The sequence below is a fragment of the Sporolactobacillus caesalpiniae genome (genome assembly GCF_040513385.1).
GTDB lineage: Bacteria > Bacillota > Bacilli > Bacillales > Sporolactobacillaceae > Sporolactobacillus.
Genome location: NZ_JBEVCB010000001.1, coordinates 83124 through 103408 on the forward strand (window position 1 = coordinate 83124; position 20285 = coordinate 103408).

The 20285-nt window shown below is 43.7% G+C and carries 14 protein-coding genes and 1 riboswitch; of the genes, 8 read left to right on the forward strand and 6 right to left on the reverse strand.

Translation table 11 applies throughout. The features are described 5' to 3' along the window. Positions 1-31: 31 nt before the first annotated feature. A riboswitch (SAM riboswitch) is annotated at positions 32-146 on the reverse strand. 188 nt (positions 147-334) lie between these two features. The 7 genes from ABWW58_RS00395 (at position 335) to ltrA (ending at position 12094) form a co-directional block, all read left to right on the forward strand. Further along, positions 335-2191, forward strand: coding sequence for a putative bifunctional diguanylate cyclase/phosphodiesterase (locus tag ABWW58_RS00395; RefSeq protein ID WP_353867329.1), 1857 nt, complete (start codon positions 335-337; stop codon positions 2189-2191). 93 nt (positions 2192-2284) lie between these two features. Continuing rightward, positions 2285-3571, forward strand: a complete 1287-nt coding sequence (locus ABWW58_RS00400; protein ID WP_353867330.1) for a protoglobin domain-containing protein — start codon at positions 2285-2287, stop codon at positions 3569-3571. 166 nt (positions 3572-3737) lie between these two features. After that, complete coding sequence (locus tag ABWW58_RS00405) at positions 3738-4703, forward strand: AAA family ATPase (protein ID WP_353867331.1); 966 nt, start codon at positions 3738-3740, stop codon at positions 4701-4703. Beyond that, positions 4700-5872, forward strand: coding sequence for a DUF58 domain-containing protein (locus ABWW58_RS00410; RefSeq protein ID WP_353867332.1), 1173 nt, complete (start codon positions 4700-4702; stop codon positions 5870-5872). Before ABWW58_RS00405 ends, ABWW58_RS00410 begins: the two co-directional genes overlap by 4 nt. After that, positions 5869-8166 (forward strand): transglutaminase TgpA family protein, encoded by a 2298-nt coding sequence (locus ABWW58_RS00415; RefSeq protein WP_353867333.1) that lies wholly within the window; start codon positions 5869-5871, stop codon positions 8164-8166. The genes ABWW58_RS00410 and ABWW58_RS00415 overlap by 4 nt, the downstream gene beginning before the upstream one ends. Positions 8167-8334: 168 nt before the next feature. Further along, entirely contained in the window at positions 8335-9753 is a 1419-nt protein-coding gene (locus tag ABWW58_RS00420) for a SpoVR family protein (RefSeq protein ID WP_353867334.1), read from the forward strand. 952 nt (positions 9754-10705) lie between these two features. Then, on the forward strand, positions 10706-12094 hold the full coding sequence (ltrA, locus tag ABWW58_RS00425; RefSeq protein WP_353867335.1) for a group II intron reverse transcriptase/maturase: 1389 nt from the start codon (positions 10706-10708) through the stop codon (positions 12092-12094). 95 nt (positions 12095-12189) lie between these two features. Here the strand turns inward: ltrA and ABWW58_RS00430 are convergent, their stop codons facing one another. From ABWW58_RS00430 to ABWW58_RS00445, 4 genes are all read right to left on the reverse strand, one after another. Continuing rightward, the gene (locus ABWW58_RS00430; RefSeq protein ID WP_353867336.1) at positions 12190-13254 is read right to left on the reverse strand and encodes a DUF871 domain-containing protein; all 1065 of its coding nucleotides are present in this window, start codon (positions 13252-13254) and stop codon (positions 12190-12192) included. 104 nt (positions 13255-13358) lie between these two features. Continuing rightward, on the reverse strand, positions 13359-14738 hold the full coding sequence (locus tag ABWW58_RS00435) for a PTS transporter subunit EIIC (protein ID WP_353867337.1): 1380 nt from the start codon (positions 14736-14738) through the stop codon (positions 13359-13361). A gap of 5 nt (positions 14739-14743) precedes the next feature. Then, positions 14744-15646, reverse strand: a complete 903-nt coding sequence (gene murQ, locus ABWW58_RS00440) for an N-acetylmuramic acid 6-phosphate etherase (protein ID WP_353867338.1) — start codon at positions 15644-15646, stop codon at positions 14744-14746. A gap of 124 nt (positions 15647-15770) precedes the next feature. After that, positions 15771-16619: a MurR/RpiR family transcriptional regulator gene (locus ABWW58_RS00445; protein WP_353867339.1), complete on the reverse strand. Its 849-nt coding sequence runs from the start codon at positions 16617-16619 to the stop codon at positions 15771-15773. Between the two features lie 183 nt (positions 16620-16802). On the opposite strand from ABWW58_RS00445, the gene ABWW58_RS00450 reads away from it, so the two are divergent. Next, complete coding sequence (locus tag ABWW58_RS00450; RefSeq protein ID WP_353867340.1) at positions 16803-17372, forward strand: LOG family protein; 570 nt, start codon at positions 16803-16805, stop codon at positions 17370-17372. A gap of 668 nt (positions 17373-18040) precedes the next feature. Here the strand turns inward: ABWW58_RS00450 and ABWW58_RS00455 are convergent. Both ABWW58_RS00455 and pflA read right to left on the reverse strand, forming a co-directional pair. Beyond that, complete coding sequence (locus ABWW58_RS00455; protein WP_353867341.1) at positions 18041-19177, reverse strand: IS110 family RNA-guided transposase; 1137 nt, start codon at positions 19175-19177, stop codon at positions 18041-18043. A gap of 308 nt (positions 19178-19485) precedes the next feature. After that, entirely contained in the window at positions 19486-20247 is a 762-nt protein-coding gene (gene pflA / locus ABWW58_RS00460) for a pyruvate formate-lyase-activating protein (RefSeq protein WP_353867342.1), read from the reverse strand. Positions 20248-20285: the final 38 nt, after the last annotated feature.

Below are 20285 nucleotides of genomic sequence, written 5' to 3' on the forward strand. Positions count from 1 at the left end.
TAATAGAGAGGCTTGACATATCATCCGCACCCTCTTATCTTTCAAGATCTCTAAAACAGAAATCTTGCTGGAATTAGCACCTTTTCATAAATCTGAAAGGTTGCCGGGCTTCATAGGGCCAGTCCCTCCGCCGCTCGCAATAAGAGATTAATTAAGTTAATTTGAATACTAACATGGAATGGACCGTTCGTCAATGTTTTGTTTTTTGCTAAAAATTTTTTTGAATCAATCATGAACCTGTTCACTTTTGTTCCTCTTGTGACGATAAAAAGAATGTATTAGTCTCTCAATTACGAAATTAAGGCAGCAAAGAAATGATGAGGGTGAACACAAGATGGGGGAACAGTTAAATCGAGAAAAATGGCTCGCGGAAGTGAAGAAGCAAGCGGTAGATTTATCAATTAGCGACCATTTGGTTAAACAGCGGATTAGCCTGACGCAAATCCACATGTTGGATTTACAATTGGTAAGATGGATGCGCCCGTTTATGTTACACGACTTCGCCCATGTTGCTCAGCAGATGAGTCAATCTGTTTCCGATTTATTCAATATACAAAGTATGGTTCTGTCTGAGAAGACAAAAGAAGATCTGACACTCATGTACGTAACGCAAGCTCGGAGTGTTTTCAGTGGAATCATCGATCAGCACTTTCTGACGATATGCAGGGACCAGGCGGCTTTTTTCTTTGATCATCATCTAAACTTGACCAATCAAGCCGCGCTTAACCATCTGTATCAGCGCAGACTTATGGATGGGATCATCAAAGCTGTCAATTACAGCGAACAAGCACTGACGATTTCCGATGCGTTAGGCAAAGTGCTTAATCTGAACTATCAATTGGTCATGGACAGCTATCAGCAGATGAAGAAAGCGTACGAGATCCAAAAAGCGGAGGAAATACGTTTTAAGGCTTTTCATGATGTACTTACAGGGTTACCTAATAATTTGGTTGCTGAAGAGACAATTGTTGACTTAATCAAGACTTGTCAAATAAGCAAGCAATCGTTTTCACTTTTGAAAATCAATATTGACCGGTTGAAAATAATAAATGAAATATTCGGAAGAAGTATCGGAAATGAGTTACTGATTTCTCTGTCCGGAAGGGTTAATCAGACGCTTAATGGAATGAACGCGGAATTATTTCGAATCAGCAGCGACGAGTTTATGATTATCTGCAAAAGTTGTTTGAACAAACGCGGATTAATTCATATAGCTGAAAAACTTGTGCACACCACTGAGAAACCGCACACTATTGAAGGAAAAGAAATCTATGCAACATTCAGCATCGGCATCTCCGAATATCCTTATGACGGTACCTCCAGTGTGCAGATTTTGGCGAGCGCTGAGGCGGCGTTGAGGGAAGCTAAGAAAAGCAACAAAGAAAGCTATTTCTTTTATAACAATGAGCTTCATCAACAGCTTATAATGAAAGTAAGCACTGAGAACGAATTGCAAACCGCTTTATACAACCATCAATTTGTCTTGTTTTATCAGCCGCAAGTCAACGCGTGCAACGGGACATTGATCGGCGTTGAGGCTCTGATCCGCTGGAAACATCCAAAGCGCGGCATCGTCCCTCCAAGCGGCTTCATTTCTGTCGCTGAAGAGACGGGCATGATTCGTGAAATCGGCTGGTGGGTGCTTAAAGAGGCATGTCAACGGATGAAGAGCTGGCAGGATCGAGGTGCTCCACGAGTTCCTGTTTCAGTAAACCTCTCTTTTAATCAATTTCATGACGATTCATTAGTGAAACGGGTGTGCCATGCATTGGAAGTGAGCGGACTATGTCCTGAATATCTGGAACTAGAGATCACTGAATCAACCATGGCGGAGGACTTGGAGCGCTCAATTAAGATTCTGAACGAGATCCGAGCACTTGGCGTTGGTGTCAGTCTCGACGATTTCGGAACGGGATACAGCTCACTCAGTTACTTGAAGAGTTTACCGATCAATCAATTAAAAATTGACCGATCATTTGTTTTGGATATTGCCAAAAGCAATCGAGATCAAGCGATTGTGACTGCAATTGTGTCCATGGCCGAACAATTATGGATCGACGTGATTGTGGAGGGTATTGAGACAAAGGAACAACTGCTCGCAATCGAATCATGCAGATGCCGAGCCATTCAAGGCTATTATTATAGTCGACCGCTTGCAGAAGAAGATTTTTCTGAAAAATATTTAGCATAAACAATGGGATAAACAGTGAACCATCACCATTGACGGAAAAGAATTGGTTATAGAATGTTTGATCTGTGACTATTTTGGATGGGAGTGTTTGGCGTGCAGTTACTAAACCGAAAAGAAAAGGTTACATCATGGTTGGAGAAGGCGAAATCAGAAGAAGTGTTAATTGATACTCTGGACTCGAAAGTGCTTGAGAAGATCGAGATGCTTGACATTAAAGAATTCGATCTTCAAATCATGAAAGTGATGCGGCCGTTCGTAGAGAAAGATATAGAACGAATGGCAAATGAATTTTATAGCAGTTTCTATAAAATTGAACCGCTTAAGAAAATTATTGATAAATATAGTACGATTGAAAAATTGAGCAAGACATTGGCGGTCCATGTGTTAGACTTGTTTTCCGGAGTGATCGATGAAGCGTTTATCAAACGTAGATTTCAGGTCGGTATTATGCATTATCGGATTGCGCTGACTCCTCCTTATTACATGGGCACATTCCAGAACCTGCTCTCGAATTTGATCAGCATTGTCTTGGAAAACGTTGCGGACAAGAACGAGGCGGATCGCGTGATTCGTTCGATCAACAAGATGATCAGCTTTGAACAGCAAGTTGTTCTTGAGGCTTATGACGAAGAATACGAGAAGACGTTAAAAAGAGAGTATGAAATTGGACGAGAGGACTTGCGCACGGCTATTCTACACGTGAGCAGTCAGTTGACGCAGCTCTCTGAGCATAGTGAGGAAGCGGTTCGCAGTCTCCTTGATCAATTTAAAATTGTGCGTGAAAACTCTCAGAAACGAGACACAGTATCTCGAAACGCGAAACAACATGCTTCAGAAGGTCAAAAGCAGTTGGAACAGCTTTTTGTTCAGGTCATGGCTGCAAGCCAGTCTGTAAAGGAAATGGGTAAAATGGTTGGCGAACTGGAAACGTCGTCACAACAAATCGGACAAGTAACTTTATTAGTCAAAGAAATTTCCGAACAGACCCATATTTTGGCGATCAATTCTGCCATTGAAGCGGCAAGAGCGGGAGAATATGGAAAAGGATTCACTGTCGTCGCTCAAGAAATTCAGAAACTGGCTGAAGAAACCAATAAAGCGATGGTTCAAATTTCCGAACTCATTCATAAATCAACAACCGTCACGGGTGATGTGGTTATTTCTCTTGATAAGACTACGTCGATTATTCAGAAGAGTATGCAGGAATCGAAGCATACGGGAGAGAAATTCGAAAGTATTATCGAATCTGCAGATCAAAGCAGCAACCTTTCATCTGTCACGGAACATAGTATTAATGAACTTGCCGCAATTACTGAACAGATAGGTGCGGGAGTAGAGACCTTGGTTGTTTCAGCAGAACAGCTTAAGAGCCAACTGTAAGTCAGTGAATGCTGTTCTACAGGCGATCATAAAGGAAAAAGAACAGACGAATGCTATATCGTGTGTTCTTTTTTTTCAGCCCTATGTTTGGAATTAATCGAATTTTTTTTGTACACTAAGGTTAATGGTTTAACTAATCGGAAAATAATCGGAATCGAGGTTACTTATGAATTCAAGCGTTGAAGCGCATCACGTAATTTCCGAACTCATTGATCATGTGGAAACTGTTGTTGTTGGGAAAAGAAGGGTAGTGAAGCTGATTACCGTAGCATTGCTGGCTGGCGGCCATGTGCTCATCGAAGATATACCCGGCGTTGGAAAGACGGTACTGGTTCACGCAATCGCAAAGTCGATAGGTGCTGATTTCAAGCGCATTCAGTTCACTCCTGATTTACTTCCTTCAGACATTACCGGGTTAACAATATACAATCAAAAGAATGCGCAATTCGAATTTCGGCCCGGTCCACTGATGGGCAACATCATTCTTGCAGACGAAATAAACCGCACATCACCCAAGACTCAATCGGCGTTGCTTGAAGGAATGGCGGAAGGCCATATAACGGTTGACGGCGTTACTCGGGAGTTGCCGGATCTCTTTTTTGTCATGGCTACACAAAATCCGATTGAATATGAAGGAACATACCCCTTGCCTGAAGCGCAGCTCGATCGATTTCTATTGAAATTATCCATAGGTTATCCCGACCGCAGGGATGAACTTTCACTGCTTGACCGAGTGCCGGATCATAACCCGCTCAGTAACTTGAAACCAATCCTCTCAGTGGATGATGTCCTGTATCTGCGTCGCCAAGTTGCGTCCGTTTACGTTTCCAAAGAAATGAAAAATTACTTAATGGATCTTATTCAGGCGACGCGCGAGCACCCATTGATTGCGCTCGGAGTAAGTCCTCGCGGCACGATCGGCTTGCTGCGTGCAGTACAAGCGATCGCTTTTATTGAACAACGTGAGTACGTGATTCCGGATGATGTTAAAGCTGCAGTACCTTATGTCCTTGCTCATCGTATTATTCTCAAACAGGAAGCAGCTTATGAGAATAGGGAGCCTTTGTCGATCATTCAAGAAATCGTCAGTAAGACAAAGGTTCCAGTCTCATTGAAGGAACCGATTGAATGATTGGGCATTGGTTGGAAAAAGGCCGTTTATATTCTATTTTGCGTGTTGTACCAACATTCGTGACTGCAGTCGTACTGTTTTTGTTCGCAATCGCTCACGGAGGTTTCCTGAGCTGGTTTCTCTTCTACGCGTTTCTCCCTATTGCTTTGTATTTGAGTGCCCTATTGCTGTATCCATTTCATTCAATTGTTATTGTGCGTTCGATTGATAATGATCAACTATTTTCCGGTGATACACTTCATTTGCAGATCCATTTGAAAAGGCGTTTGGCTTTCCCTCTCTTTTTGATGTCCATTTACGAAAGTCCCAAAGACTCGCTGCGGAACGGTATAACACATACGGCAGGAGTTATGTGTTGGTGTTCACGTGAAGTGACGATCCCGCTAGATTTATCTAATATGCCAAGAGGAAGGCATGTTCTAAAGAGTCTTGTTCTTAAGACAGGCGATCCGTTTGGATTTTTTGAACGATCAGTCCAATTAAGCAGCAGAATAGTCGTTTATGTTTATCCGAAATCGCGCGTTATAGCAGCTCATGAGCTGGATCTGCCGAATCAAACAGCTGACGCTTTTGCTCAACAGGCGGATTTGTCTAATTTTTCAGGAATTCGTGCCTACCGTCCCAGTGACCGACCTTCTCGGATGGACTGGAAGTCAACAGCCAGAACCAACACTCTGGTTACAAAGCAATTTGAACCGGAGCGTGAACGCTATGTCTCGATTGTGCTTGTTTCGCGAAAGCAGGAATCGGACGAGCGCTTTGAGCGAGCGATTTCCTATACCGCTTCATTAGTGAAAACATTTCTGAATTATGGATTTACCGTGTTATTGACGTACCGCTCAGGGTCTGCCGCTCTTTTTTTACAGGACAGCTCATCCCGCACGCTGAATCAGGTCTATCAAACATTGGCAGAGCTGACAAAACAGCAGGTTCTTGAAGCGGACGAAGTGCGCATGTCCGGAAATAAAAGTTACTTAGGCTATGCTGTGAGCACGGACGCGCAGCTTGCTTTTACCATGAGTGAATTTGCAGCGAAGAGCAGACAGCAGCAAAAGTTGTTTTATATCACGGATGAATTGCCTGAAACGGACTTCACTCATTTGAGATCATCTTGGTTCTCAGCAACGATCGTTTCGGAAAAGGAACTAAAGGTAGGTGAACGTGATTGAATGAGCGTCCATTTAATCGAGTGATCAATACGATTATTTATGCGCTGGCAGGCTTTCTTTTATGGCTGTGCGCACAACCGCTCATTGAACTGACTATTCTCAATTCTAAAAGTTTACTCGTTATCTTCATCGCGATTATGATGCTGATCTTTTATTTGGAATGGTCGAATGGGTTGTGTGCAATTGTGTGCGGTATTCTGATTTTACATGCAATGCATCATTACTTCTTTTATACGTACCCGATTCTGAGTGCGGATTGGCTGATTCAATTAGGCGAAGGAATAAGTCAAAATATAGAGTATCTATGGCATGGACAGCCGGCAGAGGAGTCGGACTTGTTCAGCGCATTTCTCTTTTTTCTATTGTTCGGATTGATTCTATTTGCGATCAGATATTGGATTCAGAAGGGAAGGCTTGTTCTTTTTACATCGCTTGCAGTGCTAAGCGGCGTGCTCATTGATACGTTTACGGTATATGATGGCAGTAAAACAATGATTGGCATTGTTGTGTGCGCATTACTTCTGCTCAGTATGTGGAAATGGAAAAAATTTCCGTTAAAAAACACCGAAAAAAAAGAGCTTAGAAGCGGTTTTTCGTGGATTGCCGCGACAAGTAGCATCATCGCTGTGATTGTGGTACTCGCATTGCTCATGCCTAAGCCGGAATCGCGTTGGGCAGCATCATCGGATTACCTCAGCGGATTCGGATTTTCCTTATTTCAAAACGGATCCTTCTTTTCAGGAAACCAGCGCATTGGCTATGATGATGACGACTCACGTCTTGGAGGATCAATTGGCATGGATCAGACGCCGCTGTTTACAGCTGCGATCAGTGGAAATCCCGGCTATTGGCGTGTGGCGCACAAAGACCACTACACCGGTCGCGGGTGGAGTAATAGTGAACCTTTTTATTTACCGGCATCCGCTGCGAAGACGCTCGCATCTAATTTGTCACTGTACGAAGCGCAAACAAAAACAAATAAACAGACAGCCATACTACATTTCAGCAAAGCAAGCCCGGCGATTTTGCCATACAGCGGTGAACCGATGCAAATCACTGTCCCTGGAAAACAGCTGAAAATTGAGCAGACAACGGGACAGGTGCTGCCTATTGATGAAAAAAGAGTGTCCTCAGAACAATTAGCGTACGCTGAGCCTGTCTACCAAACATCGATTCTGAGGAAAGCGACTTCCGAAAGCGATCCCGAGATCATTCGAGAACACTATCTTCAAGTTCCTCAAGATTTGCCTGATCGCGTACGTGCGCTCGGTCAACGACTAACAGCCGGACATACGAACCGCTATGATCAAGTAAAGGCTGTGGTCAATTATTTACGTTCCTCAAGATTCAGATATTCGACGGAACAGATCCCGCGTCCATCTCAGAACCAGGATTATGTCGATCAGTTTCTCTTTGATTCAAAAGTGGGTTATTGTGATAATTTCTCGACGTCGATGGTTGTACTGCTGCGTTCGGCGGGAATTCCGGCACGATGGGTCAAGGGATTTACTTCGGGTGAGTTTCAAGGACAAGTCCAGGAAAAAGTGAATGGAAAAAACGTAGGTTTGAATCAATATCAAATTACAAACGCAGACGCGCATTCATGGGGAGAGGTCTATTTTCCGGGCAGCGGCTGGGTTACTTTTGAACCGACACCTTCGTTCAGTGATCCAAGCCAATTTGCCAGCGCTTCACCAAGTAATGATTCTGAAGGATCGAGTTCAAAACAACCTTCGGGCAGCTCTGAGCGTGCTCAGAGCCAGCAGGATGGAGCCACGCAACAACTGGAGAAACAGCCAGCGGATCATTCTGTGAACAAAGCTAGTGACCAAAAGAAAAACGCTTCGGCAAATAATTCGCCGGGCGTTGGCATGAATTGGTCTCGTATTGGCTGGATCACATTGATTGTTCTGCTGATCGGAACGTTAGCGGCACTAGTAACACGAAAAAAGTGGCTGCGTGCGATTTACAGATGGAAAATTAAAAAGAATCCGTTACACAGCACCCGGGACTTTCGGAATGGATATCGCCTGCTGCTTCGAATACTTGCGTTGAACGGAGTGAAACGATCGGACACCGAGACGTTGCGCGAGTTTGCAAACCGTGTTTGTCATCAGAACAACGGGAATGCATTGCTTCTGTTGACAGAGTGTTACGAACGGATTATTTATATGAATGATAATCAAATACCGTCAATGAGTGCGGAACGTTTCCATACGTTGGCGGATCAGCTCATTGCTGACGAACCCAATGCGCATCCTCAAGAGCGATTGAATAAACGTAAAGTAAAATGAGCCTATGGGCTCGTTTTTTTACCTCTTAACGGTTTTTTCCCTTTCCCCAAACCATTGAACATATTCTTTAAGAGCCTGCCGGGTATATTCCAGTCGGTCAGATTCATAAGATGAAGAATAAAGCCATTGCGTAGAGTCACTATGGCTCAGAAAGGATGCAGCGATCCGATGAAAACAGATGATCATAAAGAACTTGAACGCTCAATTGCCGAAATTACGGAGATTGCGGAAGGATTTGGTCTCGACTTTTATCCGATGCGGTATGAGATATGTCCCGCAGAAATCATTTATACATTTGGCGCTTACGGCATGCCAACACGATTTTCTCATTGGAGTTTCGGCAAGCAGTTCTATAAAATGAAGCTGCAGTATGATCTGGGCTTAAGCAAAATTTATGAGTTGGTGATTAATTCTAACCCATGTTACGCGTTTCTGCTCAACACGAATAGCCTTATTCAGAATAAAATGATTGTCGCACACGTACTGGCGCACTGTGATTTCTTTAAAAACAATGTCCGATTCATCAACACGAGGCGGGATATGGTCGAGAGCATGAGCGCGACCGCAGAACGTATCCATAATTATGAAGAGCAATATGGCAGTAAAAATGTGGAGAAATTTATTGATGCGGTACTGGCCATTCAAGAGCATGTGGACCCGCGTATTATCCGAAAAGGTGACTGGCTGGACAGCAAGCCGGGTAAACCAGCAAAAAAGAAAAAAAAACCGTTGTCTGAATATCAGGACTTGATTGGACTTGATGAGTCGGAAGATCCTGCTCAGGATGAGTCTGAGAAAACAAAATTCCCGCATCGTCCTGAAAAAGATTTGTTGTTCTTTATTGAGGAATACAGCAAAGTGCTGGAAGATTGGCAAAGGGATATATTAACCATGCTTCGCGAGGAAATGCTCTATTTCTGGCCGCAGTTGGAAACAAAAGTCATGAATGAAGGCTGGGCCTCTTATTGGCATGCACGAATCATACGCGAACTGGATCTGACTTCCTCAGAAGCGGTTGAGTTTGCTAAACTGAATGCGCAGGTGGTTCAGCCATCTCAGCAAAGTCTGAATCCCTATTACCTCGGTCTGAAGATTTTTGAAGATATAGAGGAGCGCTATAATCATCCCAGTGATGAGATGCTCTCCACTGGTATTAAAGAAGGCACCGGGCGTGAGAAAATTTTCGAAGTAAGAGAACTTGAATCCGATCAGTCGTTCATCCGCAATTATTTGTCGAAGCCTCTTGTCCAACGTGAAGACTTGTTCATGTTTGAGAAAAAAGGCGACAAGTATACCATTACAGATAAAGGTTGGAGGAATGTACGCGATCAGCTTGTATCCATGCGCATTAATGGCGGTTTTCCTTATATTGTCGTTGAGAACGGCGATTATCGAAACAATGGCGAATTGCTGCTAAAGCACCGTTATGAAGGAACAGAGCTTGATGTTCGAGATCTAGAAGGCGTCCTTAAGTATCTTGTTCAGCTCTGGGGACGACCGGTTCACATGGAGACAATGATTGAGGATCATCCGGTCTTGTTCAGTTTTGAAAATGGTGAAATGAGACGAAAACGACTCGATAGTTAATTGAATCAGTTGATCAAAGCACAACTTCTCCCGGTCTAAGGAGAGGTTTTTTTGTGACTTATAACAAGTAGAAATTCAATTGAAAATAGTATAAGCACAACTAAGACTCAGCTTACGCAAGAGGGCTGGCTGAGCCAAGTTTTCTTTACGTGCGCCATTTCAATTCTTAATCTCCACTTAAAGCGCACTTCACAATTCTTTTTTAAACTTAACCATAGGATCACAATTTAACTAAGGAGCTGAATAGCTTGCGACTCACACGGAAGCTTTTTCTCCAATCGTTTCGCTTGTTCCTGATTCTATGCATTATTTATCTTCCAATGATGACCCACCCTCCGACGGCGCCTAAATCCAAATTAGTACTTCAACGAACACAAATTGCCAGTGGAAAATTCGATCAGATGCCACTGCGTAAAGATATAGAAGTCAAAGAACATGGAAAGGTAAAACTTTTTGTTTCCAAGCCTATGATTAAATGAACAAAAAAGCAAACTGAGCAGTAAGGTTCAGTTTGCTTTTTTACGTGCGCCCGGCATGGACGACAGCTAGGCGGTGAAAGTCCGCTACAGGCTTGGCAGTAGGAACTGTTAGCCAAAGGCAAGGGTGTCCACCGTGAGGTGGAATCTGAAGGAAGCCGGAGGCAAACTTCTGGGCTGATGAACAAGAACTGCATACTAAGGCTGAATAGAGACGGATAAGCCTGCGTAACAAGGTGAAGTCCAATACTGCCCGAATCTCAAACAGTATATGCAGCAGCCACATGGAAGGAAAGCGGTCGTTCTTACCCGGGGAGATCTTACAGGGGCCTCCGACAAGAGGAAAGAAAATTTCCACAGAAGCAACCGAGCCAGTGATGGTTTGGTGAACTGTAAGAAGTCAGCAGAAGCCATAGTAGTCCGACAGGACGAAGGGCTGAACAATAGTAATCTTGGAAGCAGCGGAGGTGTGAGTCATGCGACAATCACAGACAACATCAAAAGATGGCTATCTATCGAAGAATAGGATGGAATCCGAAGGTACGGTAGAAGTGTGCAGTACGACTCACGGTGAAACTGAAAGAAGAGATGGTGTGCATGATCTCATCACGAGAATCACCGACCGAATGAACTTAAATCGAGCCTATAAGCGTGTTAAGGCGAATAAAGGATCAGCCGGAATTGATGGAATGACCGTTGATGAACTCTTTCCCTTTCTCATGCGAAATAGGGATGAGCTTATCCAACAGATCACGAATGGCTCGTACGAGCCACAACCGGTAAAACGTGTGGAAATTCCCAAACCCGATGGATCAAAAAGAAACCTTGGCGTTCCGACTGTTTGTGACCGACTGGTGCAACAAGCGATCCTTCAAGTGATGGAACGAATCGTTGATCCGACGTTCTCAGACAACAGCTTTGGCTTCCGCCCGCACCGCAGTGCCCATAACGCAATGAAACGCGTCAAGGCTTACTACGAAGCAGGATATAGATATGCGGTGGATCTTGATTTAAAAGCCTACTTTGACACAGTGAATCATGATCAGTTGATGTATTGCGTGGAAAAACGGATTAAGGACAAAATCGTCCTTCAACTCATTCGCAAGTTCCTGCGCAGTGGTGTGCATACGAATGGAAAGGTTGTACCGACCGAGGCCGGTGTTCCCCAGGGGGGGAATCTCTCGCCCATTCTAGGCAACATTTATCTTGATCAACTGGACAAGGAACTGGAACGAAGAGGACATAAGTTTGTTCGCTATGCCGACGACTGTACGATCTACGTCAAAAGCAGAAGAGCGGGCGAACGAGTCATGAAGAGCATCACCACCTTTCTGGAAGATAAACTGAAACTAACCGTCAATCGGGAGAAAACTCAGGTCGGCAGCCCAACGAAACTTAAATTTCTTGGATTCTGCCTGCACACGACCAAGCAGGGATTGGGATTTCGCCCCCACATCAAGTCGAAAAAGCGCTTTGAGCGAAAGCTCAAACAACTGACGAAAAGAAGCCGAAGCGGTAACATCCGTGGGATCGTTAAAGAAATTAATGAAGTAACCACAGGATGGATCAACTACTATGGCATAAGCTATATGAAGAGCTATATTCGGCATATTGATCAGTGGCTCCGGCGAAGAATTCGCCAGATCATTTGGAAACGTTGGAAGAAAGTCAAGACGAGATATAAAAGTCTCATGAAACTTAACGTTCCAAAACCAAAAGCATGGGAATGGGCAAATACACGAAAAGGCTACTGGCGCATCGCCTGTAGCCATATCTTACATCGGTCGATCACAAACAAAATACTCGAACAGGTGGGACTCAAAAATCTAGTCCATCTGTTCGAGCATGTACACTTAAGCTATTGAACCGCCGTATACGGACCCGTACGTACGGTGGTGTGAGAGGTCGGAGAAATTATCTCCTCCTACTCGATAGCATGATACATCAGCACTTTAATTTATCAGCAGATCCATTCAATCTGAAATTTAGACCCGCCATGCATGAAGTGAAGCAAGGGCAAATCCTCAGACATAATTATTCCAATGACATTAACCTTTGGATCTGCGGGAAGATCATGTTTGGTGATTTGAATTTCGCCTTGGTATCTTCCGTAAAGTTGGTTATCAACCGTAATCGATCCAATGAGTCTAGATACAGAATGGTTTGTCGGGAGAACAGGCAGTTTCAATAGATGCTGCATTCTGGATTCCTGTGATCGAATGCAATCTCTTGCTTCATCAAGTCGATTGGATTGGGGCAAAGCTACTGCCTCAAGCAGAGTAAGATCATCTGTCTTAGGATGAGCGTGTAAAAGGAATAGGCCATTTTTCCAGGAAGAGAATTGCCGAAGCGCGTGCTCGCTCATATCAGAATCTCCAAGAATTAAATCATCAACATCTTCTTGAGATAGATCTAGAAAGGATGCGAAAGGTGAATAATTGCGGTGATACTCAAGCGTTGGCAGACCTTTGAAAATTGGTCCGCGTCTATTTTGATCACCTGGAAAGAAAGCTGCAATTGATAGCCCGACATTTTTTAAAAACTGATTGCGTTGTCGGAAGGCCTGACGTGATAGACCGGTTTCCGGACGTGGATAATAGTTGTGGCAGGCAGTCACTTGATTCACATTCAAGCCTTCCTTTGTCATATTTCGCAGCAATTCAGTAGTTAGTGTACTTGCGTTGAGTACAATTGGAATCTGTTTGGATAGTGCAGCAGTCACTTTTTCGTCGAACCCCTCATCTAAACGGAGGGCGCTGATACCCATTTGGTCTAATTGATTTGCCTCGTTGAGTCTGAGATGGAGTGTGTTCAAGGAACTGGCATCAATATCGACGATTAATTTCATTTTTAAATTTTTTGCAAGAATTCCTAATTCAATGAGACGTTCTCGATACACTTCTTTGTTTTCCTCAGGAATGTGCAATGAAGTGAAAATCATGTTAAACCCCTGAGCATTATAGTGCTTAATTTTTTCTTGCTGCTGGTCAATTGGCTGATTTAGATAAATGGAAATGCCAAGCATAGTGTTCTCTCCTTTTCACGAACAACATCGTCACATGAAAAAAGAAATGAAGCAGATAAATTGATATAACAGCTTCATTTCTCCATTCACTTGGCTTCGTGAAATTATTTAATATTATCTGCCATTTTTTCGTTATATCCAAACAAGTAAGTAAAAATGAATCCGGCGGCATAGGCGATGACAAGACCGATAAAATAGTAAATATATTTATTTTGAGCGATCAGCGGGATTAATGAAAGACCGGACACCCCAATCCCTACCGCACCCGTATGCATGACTGCTTGGAAGGCGCCTCCAAAAGCAGCACCAATACATGCTGTGACAAAAGGGCGACCAAGGGGTAAGGTGACACCATAGAGTAGTGGCTCACCAATGCCAAGAAATCCAACGGGCAGTCCGCCTTTAATATTGTCGCGAAGTTTTTGATTCTTTGTTTTGACATAGATGGCGATTGCTGCACCTACCTGACCTGCGCCAGCCATTGCAAGTACGGGTAGGAGACTTGTATAACCGAACTGGTGGATCAGATCAAGATGAATTGGTGTCAGTCCTTGATGCAGGCCCACCATAACAAGAGGAAGAAAGAAACCGGAGAGAAGTGCGCCAGCGACAACGCCGCCGATATTAAGGATTGCTTGAATACCATGCGTAATTCCGTCAGTGAATACACCAAATAACGGCTGAATTGCATAAAGAGAAAGAAGTCCGACAACAAGCAATGAAATAAGCGGCGTAACGATAATATCGATACTATTTGGTATACCTTTACGTACTTGTTTTTCAATAACTGTGATCAACCATGCGGCGAATATGACACCAAAAAGACCACCGCGCCCCGGTGTCAATGGTTCACCATAGATAGTAATATTTGCGAGCATTGGGTTGAACAGGATCATACCCATAATCGCACCAAGAACAGGAGTTCCGTTAAATTCTTTAGCGGTATTCCAGCCGACTAGGATTGCTAAGAAAGTGAAAAGACTGCTTCCGATAAGCACTAGAATGGACAGCAAAGTTGATTTTGGATTTGCACCAGCATTAATTGCAAAATTTGCGATGCCATTAATTAATCCAGAAGCGACAAGTCCTGGAATGAGTGGAATAAAGATATTACCAATTTTTCTAAGCAGTTGCTTTATTGGTGTTTTCTTCGTTTTTTCTTTCATAGTTTGTTTGTTTATTGCGGCGCGTTCGCTAAGTGTTAAATTGTCGGGATTTTTTTCTTCACCAATCGCGAGGCCCGTCAATGTGCTTAGTTCATCAGCAACTTTATTAACAGTGCCCGGTCCAACTACGATCTGCAGGGTGTCATCGTCAACTACCCCCATGACACCGTTAATCGCTTTTAATTTCGTCAAATCTGCTTTTTTCTTATTATTAATGGAGAGGCGCAGGCGGGTTTGACAATGCATAATTTTCTGAATGTTATCTTTGCCACCAATGTACTCCAAAATGGATGCTGCCATCTGCTGTTCTTTTTTCATTTCCTTCATTCCTCCTTCAAAGTTTTCCGAATAAATCCGTTTGCTTTGTTTAATTGATCAATGGCATCATCATATGAGCAGTTTAGCAGAGTCATGACAATCGCTGCTTTGACATTGTGTTTCGCCTCTTCAAATTGTTTCTCTGCTATTTCATGGTCAATACCGGTTGCCTGCATGACAATCCGTTTGGAGCGTTCAATTAGTTTCTTATTCGATGGCTGAACATCCACCATCAAATTTCCATAAACTTTTCCAATTTGTACCATGGATGCGGTGGAAATCATATTTAGAACGAGTTTTTGTGCAGTCCCTGCCTTAAGTCTAGTGGAGCCGGTCAATACTTCTGGCCCTGTCTCAATTTCAATTGCTACATCCGAGTAATGGCTGATTTCCGCATTAGTGTTGCACGCAAGGCTGATGGTTTTCGCTCCTTTGCTTTTCGCGTACTTAAGTCCTCCGATCACATAAGGCGTTCTCCCGCTGGCCGCGATCCCCATAACAGTATCCAGCGGTCCGATCGATTGTTTCTTTAAATCCTCACCTCCAAGTTTCTCGCTGTCCTCCGCCCCTTCAATTGCTGTCGTTAGCGCTTTTTCGCCTCCGGCAATGATTCCTTTCACCATTCTTGAGGAGACACTGAATGTAGGCAGACATTCAGAGGCATCAAGGACGCCTAGCCTGCCGCTTGTTCCCGCACCCATATAGATCAGACGGCCACCCGCTTGGAAAGAAGAAACCACTTGCTCAACAGCTTGTTCTATTACTGCCAATGCATTCTTAATAGCTAGTGGTACAGTCTGATCTTCATGATTCATTAAAACTAATAATTCATGGAGCGACATGGTGTCCAGATTCATCGTGTTCTGATTACGGCATTCGGTCGAGAGATTTTCAGTCACTGCACACACACCTTTGTTGTTTTCTTTATTATGTTTCTTCTTAATATTCTATTAAATTGAAATGAAAAGTCAATATATATTTATAAAATAGTGAAATATAATTTCAAAAAATGCAAAAAAAGCCATCAAAGTGTTAGCGCCTAAATTTGATGACCGCTTCCCGAGCTTCTCGGTACTGATCAACCAATTGATCGCTTGATAAGTGGAAGACACTTAGATAGAGTGCGCCAATAATGTTCAGCTGTGTCATTGTGGATGCGATGCTGCCAATGCGAAAATCTTGTTCGACAGCAGGTGTGCACAGTTGAATGTCTGCAGTTTTAAAAAGTGGCGAATGCTGCGCATTAGTAATTGCCACAACGCATGCACCTTTGTTCTTCATAAGTTGGGTGAGCTGCAGTACATCTTTTGTTTTACCGGACATGCTGATTGCGACAAATACGGATGAAGGTGTGAGAAACGGGGTTGTGGCGGCAATCTGATGAAAATCGGGAATCATGACGGAATGGTAACCGAGACGTGAAAATTTGTAGCTGCCATCAGTCGCCGCAATTGAAGAACCGCCAACACCATAAAAAATAATCTTGTCGGCTGCCTGTAGACGACTGACCGCTTTTTCAAAATTTTTACGATCAAGAGAGAGCTGCGTTGACTCAATTGCCTGTTTATTTAATTGTGTGACTTTGCAAAAAAGGTCGTAAGGCGCGTCCGCTTTTTGAAGACTGGAAAAATCTGTTAGGTCTTCTTTAGAAATGGTAAGCTCTTTTGCAAGCTCTAACTTGAATGTTTTGAAGTTGGCCGCGCCAATTGATTTGCAAAAGCGAACAACAGTCGCTTCGCTGACATCTGCTTTAATCGACAGATCTCTGGAAGTCATGCTGGGAACAAGTTCAGGATATTGTGTGACATAGAGGCCAACCCTTTTCTCTGCTTCCGATAATTGATTTAGTCGATTTCTGATTTGCTGAATTAACGCGCTCAAATAGTAGTCCTCCATTAAGAATATATTCATTCGATCAATGTTTTCTTTAATCATATTATTGTTCGTTTGGGGTTGCAAGAAAACAATTAAAATTAGTAGAGGTGCCACTAATGGGTTCTACGATGAAAATATCTCAATTTATGCTATATTGAATTTACAGTTTTTAATAGAAGGTGAATCAAGATGAAACGAATTGCAGTTTATTGTGGCGCTAGCAAAGGGAAGAATCCTATCTATGAAGATTACGCGGTGAAACTAGCAAACTGGATCACGGACAATCACTATGAACTCGTGTACGGCGGTGGCAAAGTGGGGCTAATGGGGGTTGTTGCCGATACTGTATTGGAAAACGGGGGGAAAGTGACTGGAATCATGCCTCAATTTCTCGTCAATCGCGAAATCGCACATGATCGACTGGACCAATTAATTGTGACCCACGATATGGATGAACGAAAGAAAAAAATGATGGAACTGGCTGATTGCTGTATCGCGCTCCCCGGAGGACCCGGAACGCTTGAAGAAATCTCTGAAGCTTTTTCTTGGGCTAGAGTTGGCGAAAATGATAGTCCTTGCATTTTCTTAAATGTAAATGGTTATTATGATCTGATGAAGCATTTTTTTGATCAAATGGTTGATGAAGGATTTTTGTCGGAAAATGATCGGTCAAAGGTTTTGATTTCGGATTCACTTGATGAAATTGAGGCTTTTACTGCCGCATATGTTCAGCCCAAGGTGCGACAATACGCGAAATAAATCGTAAATGTCATGTACTAAGATTAGAAAACTTGGCTTTGCCAAGCCTCTGACGAAGGCGAGGTCTTAGTTGCGACGGCCATGGACGGCCTAGTGTCCGGAGGGCCGCAGGACGCGGCGTTTTTCCGGACCACTTACACTGATATGAACAAAACTGTCAATACCCCCACTACATTGGATTGGATCAGCTGTTTTATTCCAACTTTAAGAAGAGAAGCTCTTGGGCTTCTTTTTTTCTTTCAACTCCATCACTCCACTGCGTCTCTTTTGAATTCACCTTCTCTTTTTATGAACGAATGCTTTCTAGAACGATTCGAGCGCACGGCTCGAAGGCAAAAATCTCTTCGCCGATGAGTATACTGATATCCGTGGGTTTTCACATTTTATCGTTCCGTCTCAGGATCTGTCACGAACTCGTTTCGTGCATTCACTTCAATTCAAGCGAGCACATGTGTAAGTCGTGCGTTATCCCTTACGGTTTTCATCTTTGCCTTCCAGCCCTATTCTCAAGTCCTTCTCTTCTTTTATTTTATTTTTTCTACAACGAAACAAGATACGAGCACCCTTTGACAGGGAGAGGTGGGCGTGGTAGGCTGGGAAGCCGTGCAAAACTCAAGCTGGCCACCTTTTGCGGGAAAACAGCGCCCACAGAGGCTCCCTGTCAAAGGTCATGCAGTGCGCTCCTCATTGAGAGTGACCGTTTTCGGTTCGTCAAGCTGTTGCGTGAGTGCCCAAACAAACCCAGCGAGTTCCCGTGCGATCGCCGTCACTACTTTGCCTGCTTCCTTACCTCTTCCCATTAAACGGAAATACTTTGTGTGCAAGCGCGTCTGTGCTTTCCAAGCAATGCCTAAAAGCTGTGGCGGTTGATTTTCTTGACGCTTTTTCAAAGCACCCTTAACGGCCGGCTGATAACGATAACTCCATGCAGATTCAATGAGCAGCCGTCGAACATGACGATTGCCTGTTTTTGTGATTTTCCCCTGTCGCCGGGACTCGCCACTCGAGTGCTCGCTAGGGATGAGCCCGGTATAAGCCATGAACTGTCGCGCAGTCTGAAATCTCTGAAATGATCCTATTTCCGCTACAAGGCTTGTGGCTGTGATGGTTGAAATGCCACGAAAAACTTGAAGCGCCTGAATCATCGACGCATGGTGTCCTTCTTTTGCTTGACGCTCAATTTCCTTTTCTAAACGATTTAAGCGAAGTTCAATGTCTTTGAGTGTGTGCAAGTATTCCTGAAAAACTACCAAAGAGGCGCTTTTCTCGAACGAAAGTTTATCGAGCCAATCTTTGTACGCTCGGGTCCACTTTCGTACTCCACTAGGTTCTTTGATTTCGTTCCGCAAAAGAAACTTCGTAAGCCGATGCTTCGCGCGCAATTCATCTTCTTTGACATCTTCCCGTGCACGGACGAGATCACGGAGTGCTTCATCGTCTTCACTGGGAACATAAATAGGGGTGAGTTCGCCTGCTCGATATAATTTTGCCAGCTGCAGAGCATCACGTCGATCTGTTTTGACACGATTACCCGGCTTTTGCGGAATCAGGGACGGAGCAATGACTTCGCAATAAATATCCATCGCCTTGAGTAAACGATAAAGGCCATATCCGGTGGGTCCGGCCTCGTAGCAGACACGCAACTGGCTCGGATCCCCTAATCGGCTCATTTGTTTCCGAATCGCTTCTGGTCGATAAGGAATCATCGCGATGTACTGGGGCTGGTTTCTTCCTTCTTCGGCAACCGCAACCGCTATTTTTTCCTTAGAGACGTCTAAACCTACATATTTTGTGTTATCATTCATAGTGCTAGCTCCCTTTCGTATGATGGCTCTGTTTGAGGATTTGAAAGTCTCTTTCATTTTTCCCCATTTAATCCACGATTCTACAATCAAGGGGGCTAGTTTTGTTCATGATAACTCGTTTCCTTAAATTTTTTGTTTTCTTATACTTTCCTACCAGTGTTAGAAAACTTGGCTTTGCCAAGCCATTGAAAAGGGCAAAGCCAAAGTTGCGCTTATGCTAGCTTCCGCTAATCTTTTAAGATTTTATACTTTCTTATTGCGCAAAAAACGCGCTTCGCAGAAATTTCCTGCGAAGCGCGTTTCTTTTTTTATTGCGGGATTGTAACGAGCGGCTCTATAATATTTTGCTGAATCAATTGGGCGGCACGTTTCACTTCTGCATCCGTCGGCGATTCAATGCCTTCGAGCGGATAATCAAGTCCCATTGCTTCCCATTTGTAGACGCCCATTTGATGATAGGGCAGTATTTCAACACGTTCCACATTGCTCAGTGTGTTGATGAAGGCACCGAGTGCGCTCAAGTCTTCTTCAGAATCGGTAACTGTAGGCACAAGAACATGTCTGATCCAGACCGGAATTTGTTTTTTTGATAACACTTTGGCAAATGCCAGTATGTGTTCGTTTGGTTGGCCGGTCAGCCATTTGTGCCGTTCCGAGTTGATTTCCTTAATGTCTAGAAGCACGAGATCTGTGTACTTTGCCAATTCATCAAACCGCTTGTGAAAGAAGGGAGCATCGACATAGCAACATCCGGATGTGTCGAGAGCTGTATGAACTCCTATCGATTTGCATGCCTTGAATAGTTCGATGAGAAAAGGCATTTGAAGCAATGCTTCGCCTCCGCTGACCGTAATTCCGCCGCCTGACGATTGGATAAACGGCAAGTAGTCTTTCAGTTCACGGATAATCTCATCGACGCTGATTTGCTTGCCCGTACCGATTGCTCGAGTGTCAACATTGTGACAGTATTTGCATCGGAGCGGACAGCCTTGAGTAAAGACGACAAATCGAATGCCGGGTCCATCAACTGTTCCGAACGATTCAATAGAATGAATAGTGCCAAGAACCATTGACGATTCCCTCCTTTCTTTAGTGCAGGTACTTATCT

Bases quoted from the DNA above. Each gene is read 5' to 3' on its own strand.
- ABWW58_RS00395 (WP_353867329.1), top strand. From the start codon at position 335: ATGGGGGAACAGTTAAATCGAGAAAAATGGCTCGCGGAAGTGAAGAAG.
- ABWW58_RS00405 (WP_353867331.1), top strand. From the start codon at position 3,738: ATGAATTCAAGCGTTGAAGCGCATCACGTAATTTCCGAACTCATTGAT.
- ABWW58_RS00410 (WP_353867332.1), top strand. From the start codon at position 4,700: ATGATTGGGCATTGGTTGGAAAAAGGCCGTTTATATTCTATTTTGCGT.
- ABWW58_RS00420 (WP_353867334.1), top strand. From the start codon at position 8,335: ATGAAAACAGATGATCATAAAGAACTTGAACGCTCAATTGCCGAAATT.
- ltrA (WP_353867335.1), top strand. From the start codon at position 10,706: ATGCGACAATCACAGACAACATCAAAAGATGGCTATCTATCGAAGAAT.
- ABWW58_RS00430 (WP_353867336.1), bottom strand. From the start codon at position 13,254: ATGCTTGGCATTTCCATTTATCTAAATCAGCCAATTGACCAGCAGCAA.
- ABWW58_RS00435 (WP_353867337.1), bottom strand. From the start codon at position 14,738: ATGAAAAAAGAACAGCAGATGGCAGCATCCATTTTGGAGTACATTGGT.
- ABWW58_RS00450 (WP_353867340.1), top strand. From the start codon at position 16,803: ATGAAACGAATTGCAGTTTATTGTGGCGCTAGCAAAGGGAAGAATCCT.
- ABWW58_RS00455 (WP_353867341.1), bottom strand. From the start codon at position 19,177: ATGAATGATAACACAAAATATGTAGGTTTAGACGTCTCTAAGGAAAAA.
- pflA (WP_353867342.1), bottom strand. From the start codon at position 20,247: ATGGTTCTTGGCACTATTCATTCTATTGAATCGTTCGGAACAGTTGAT.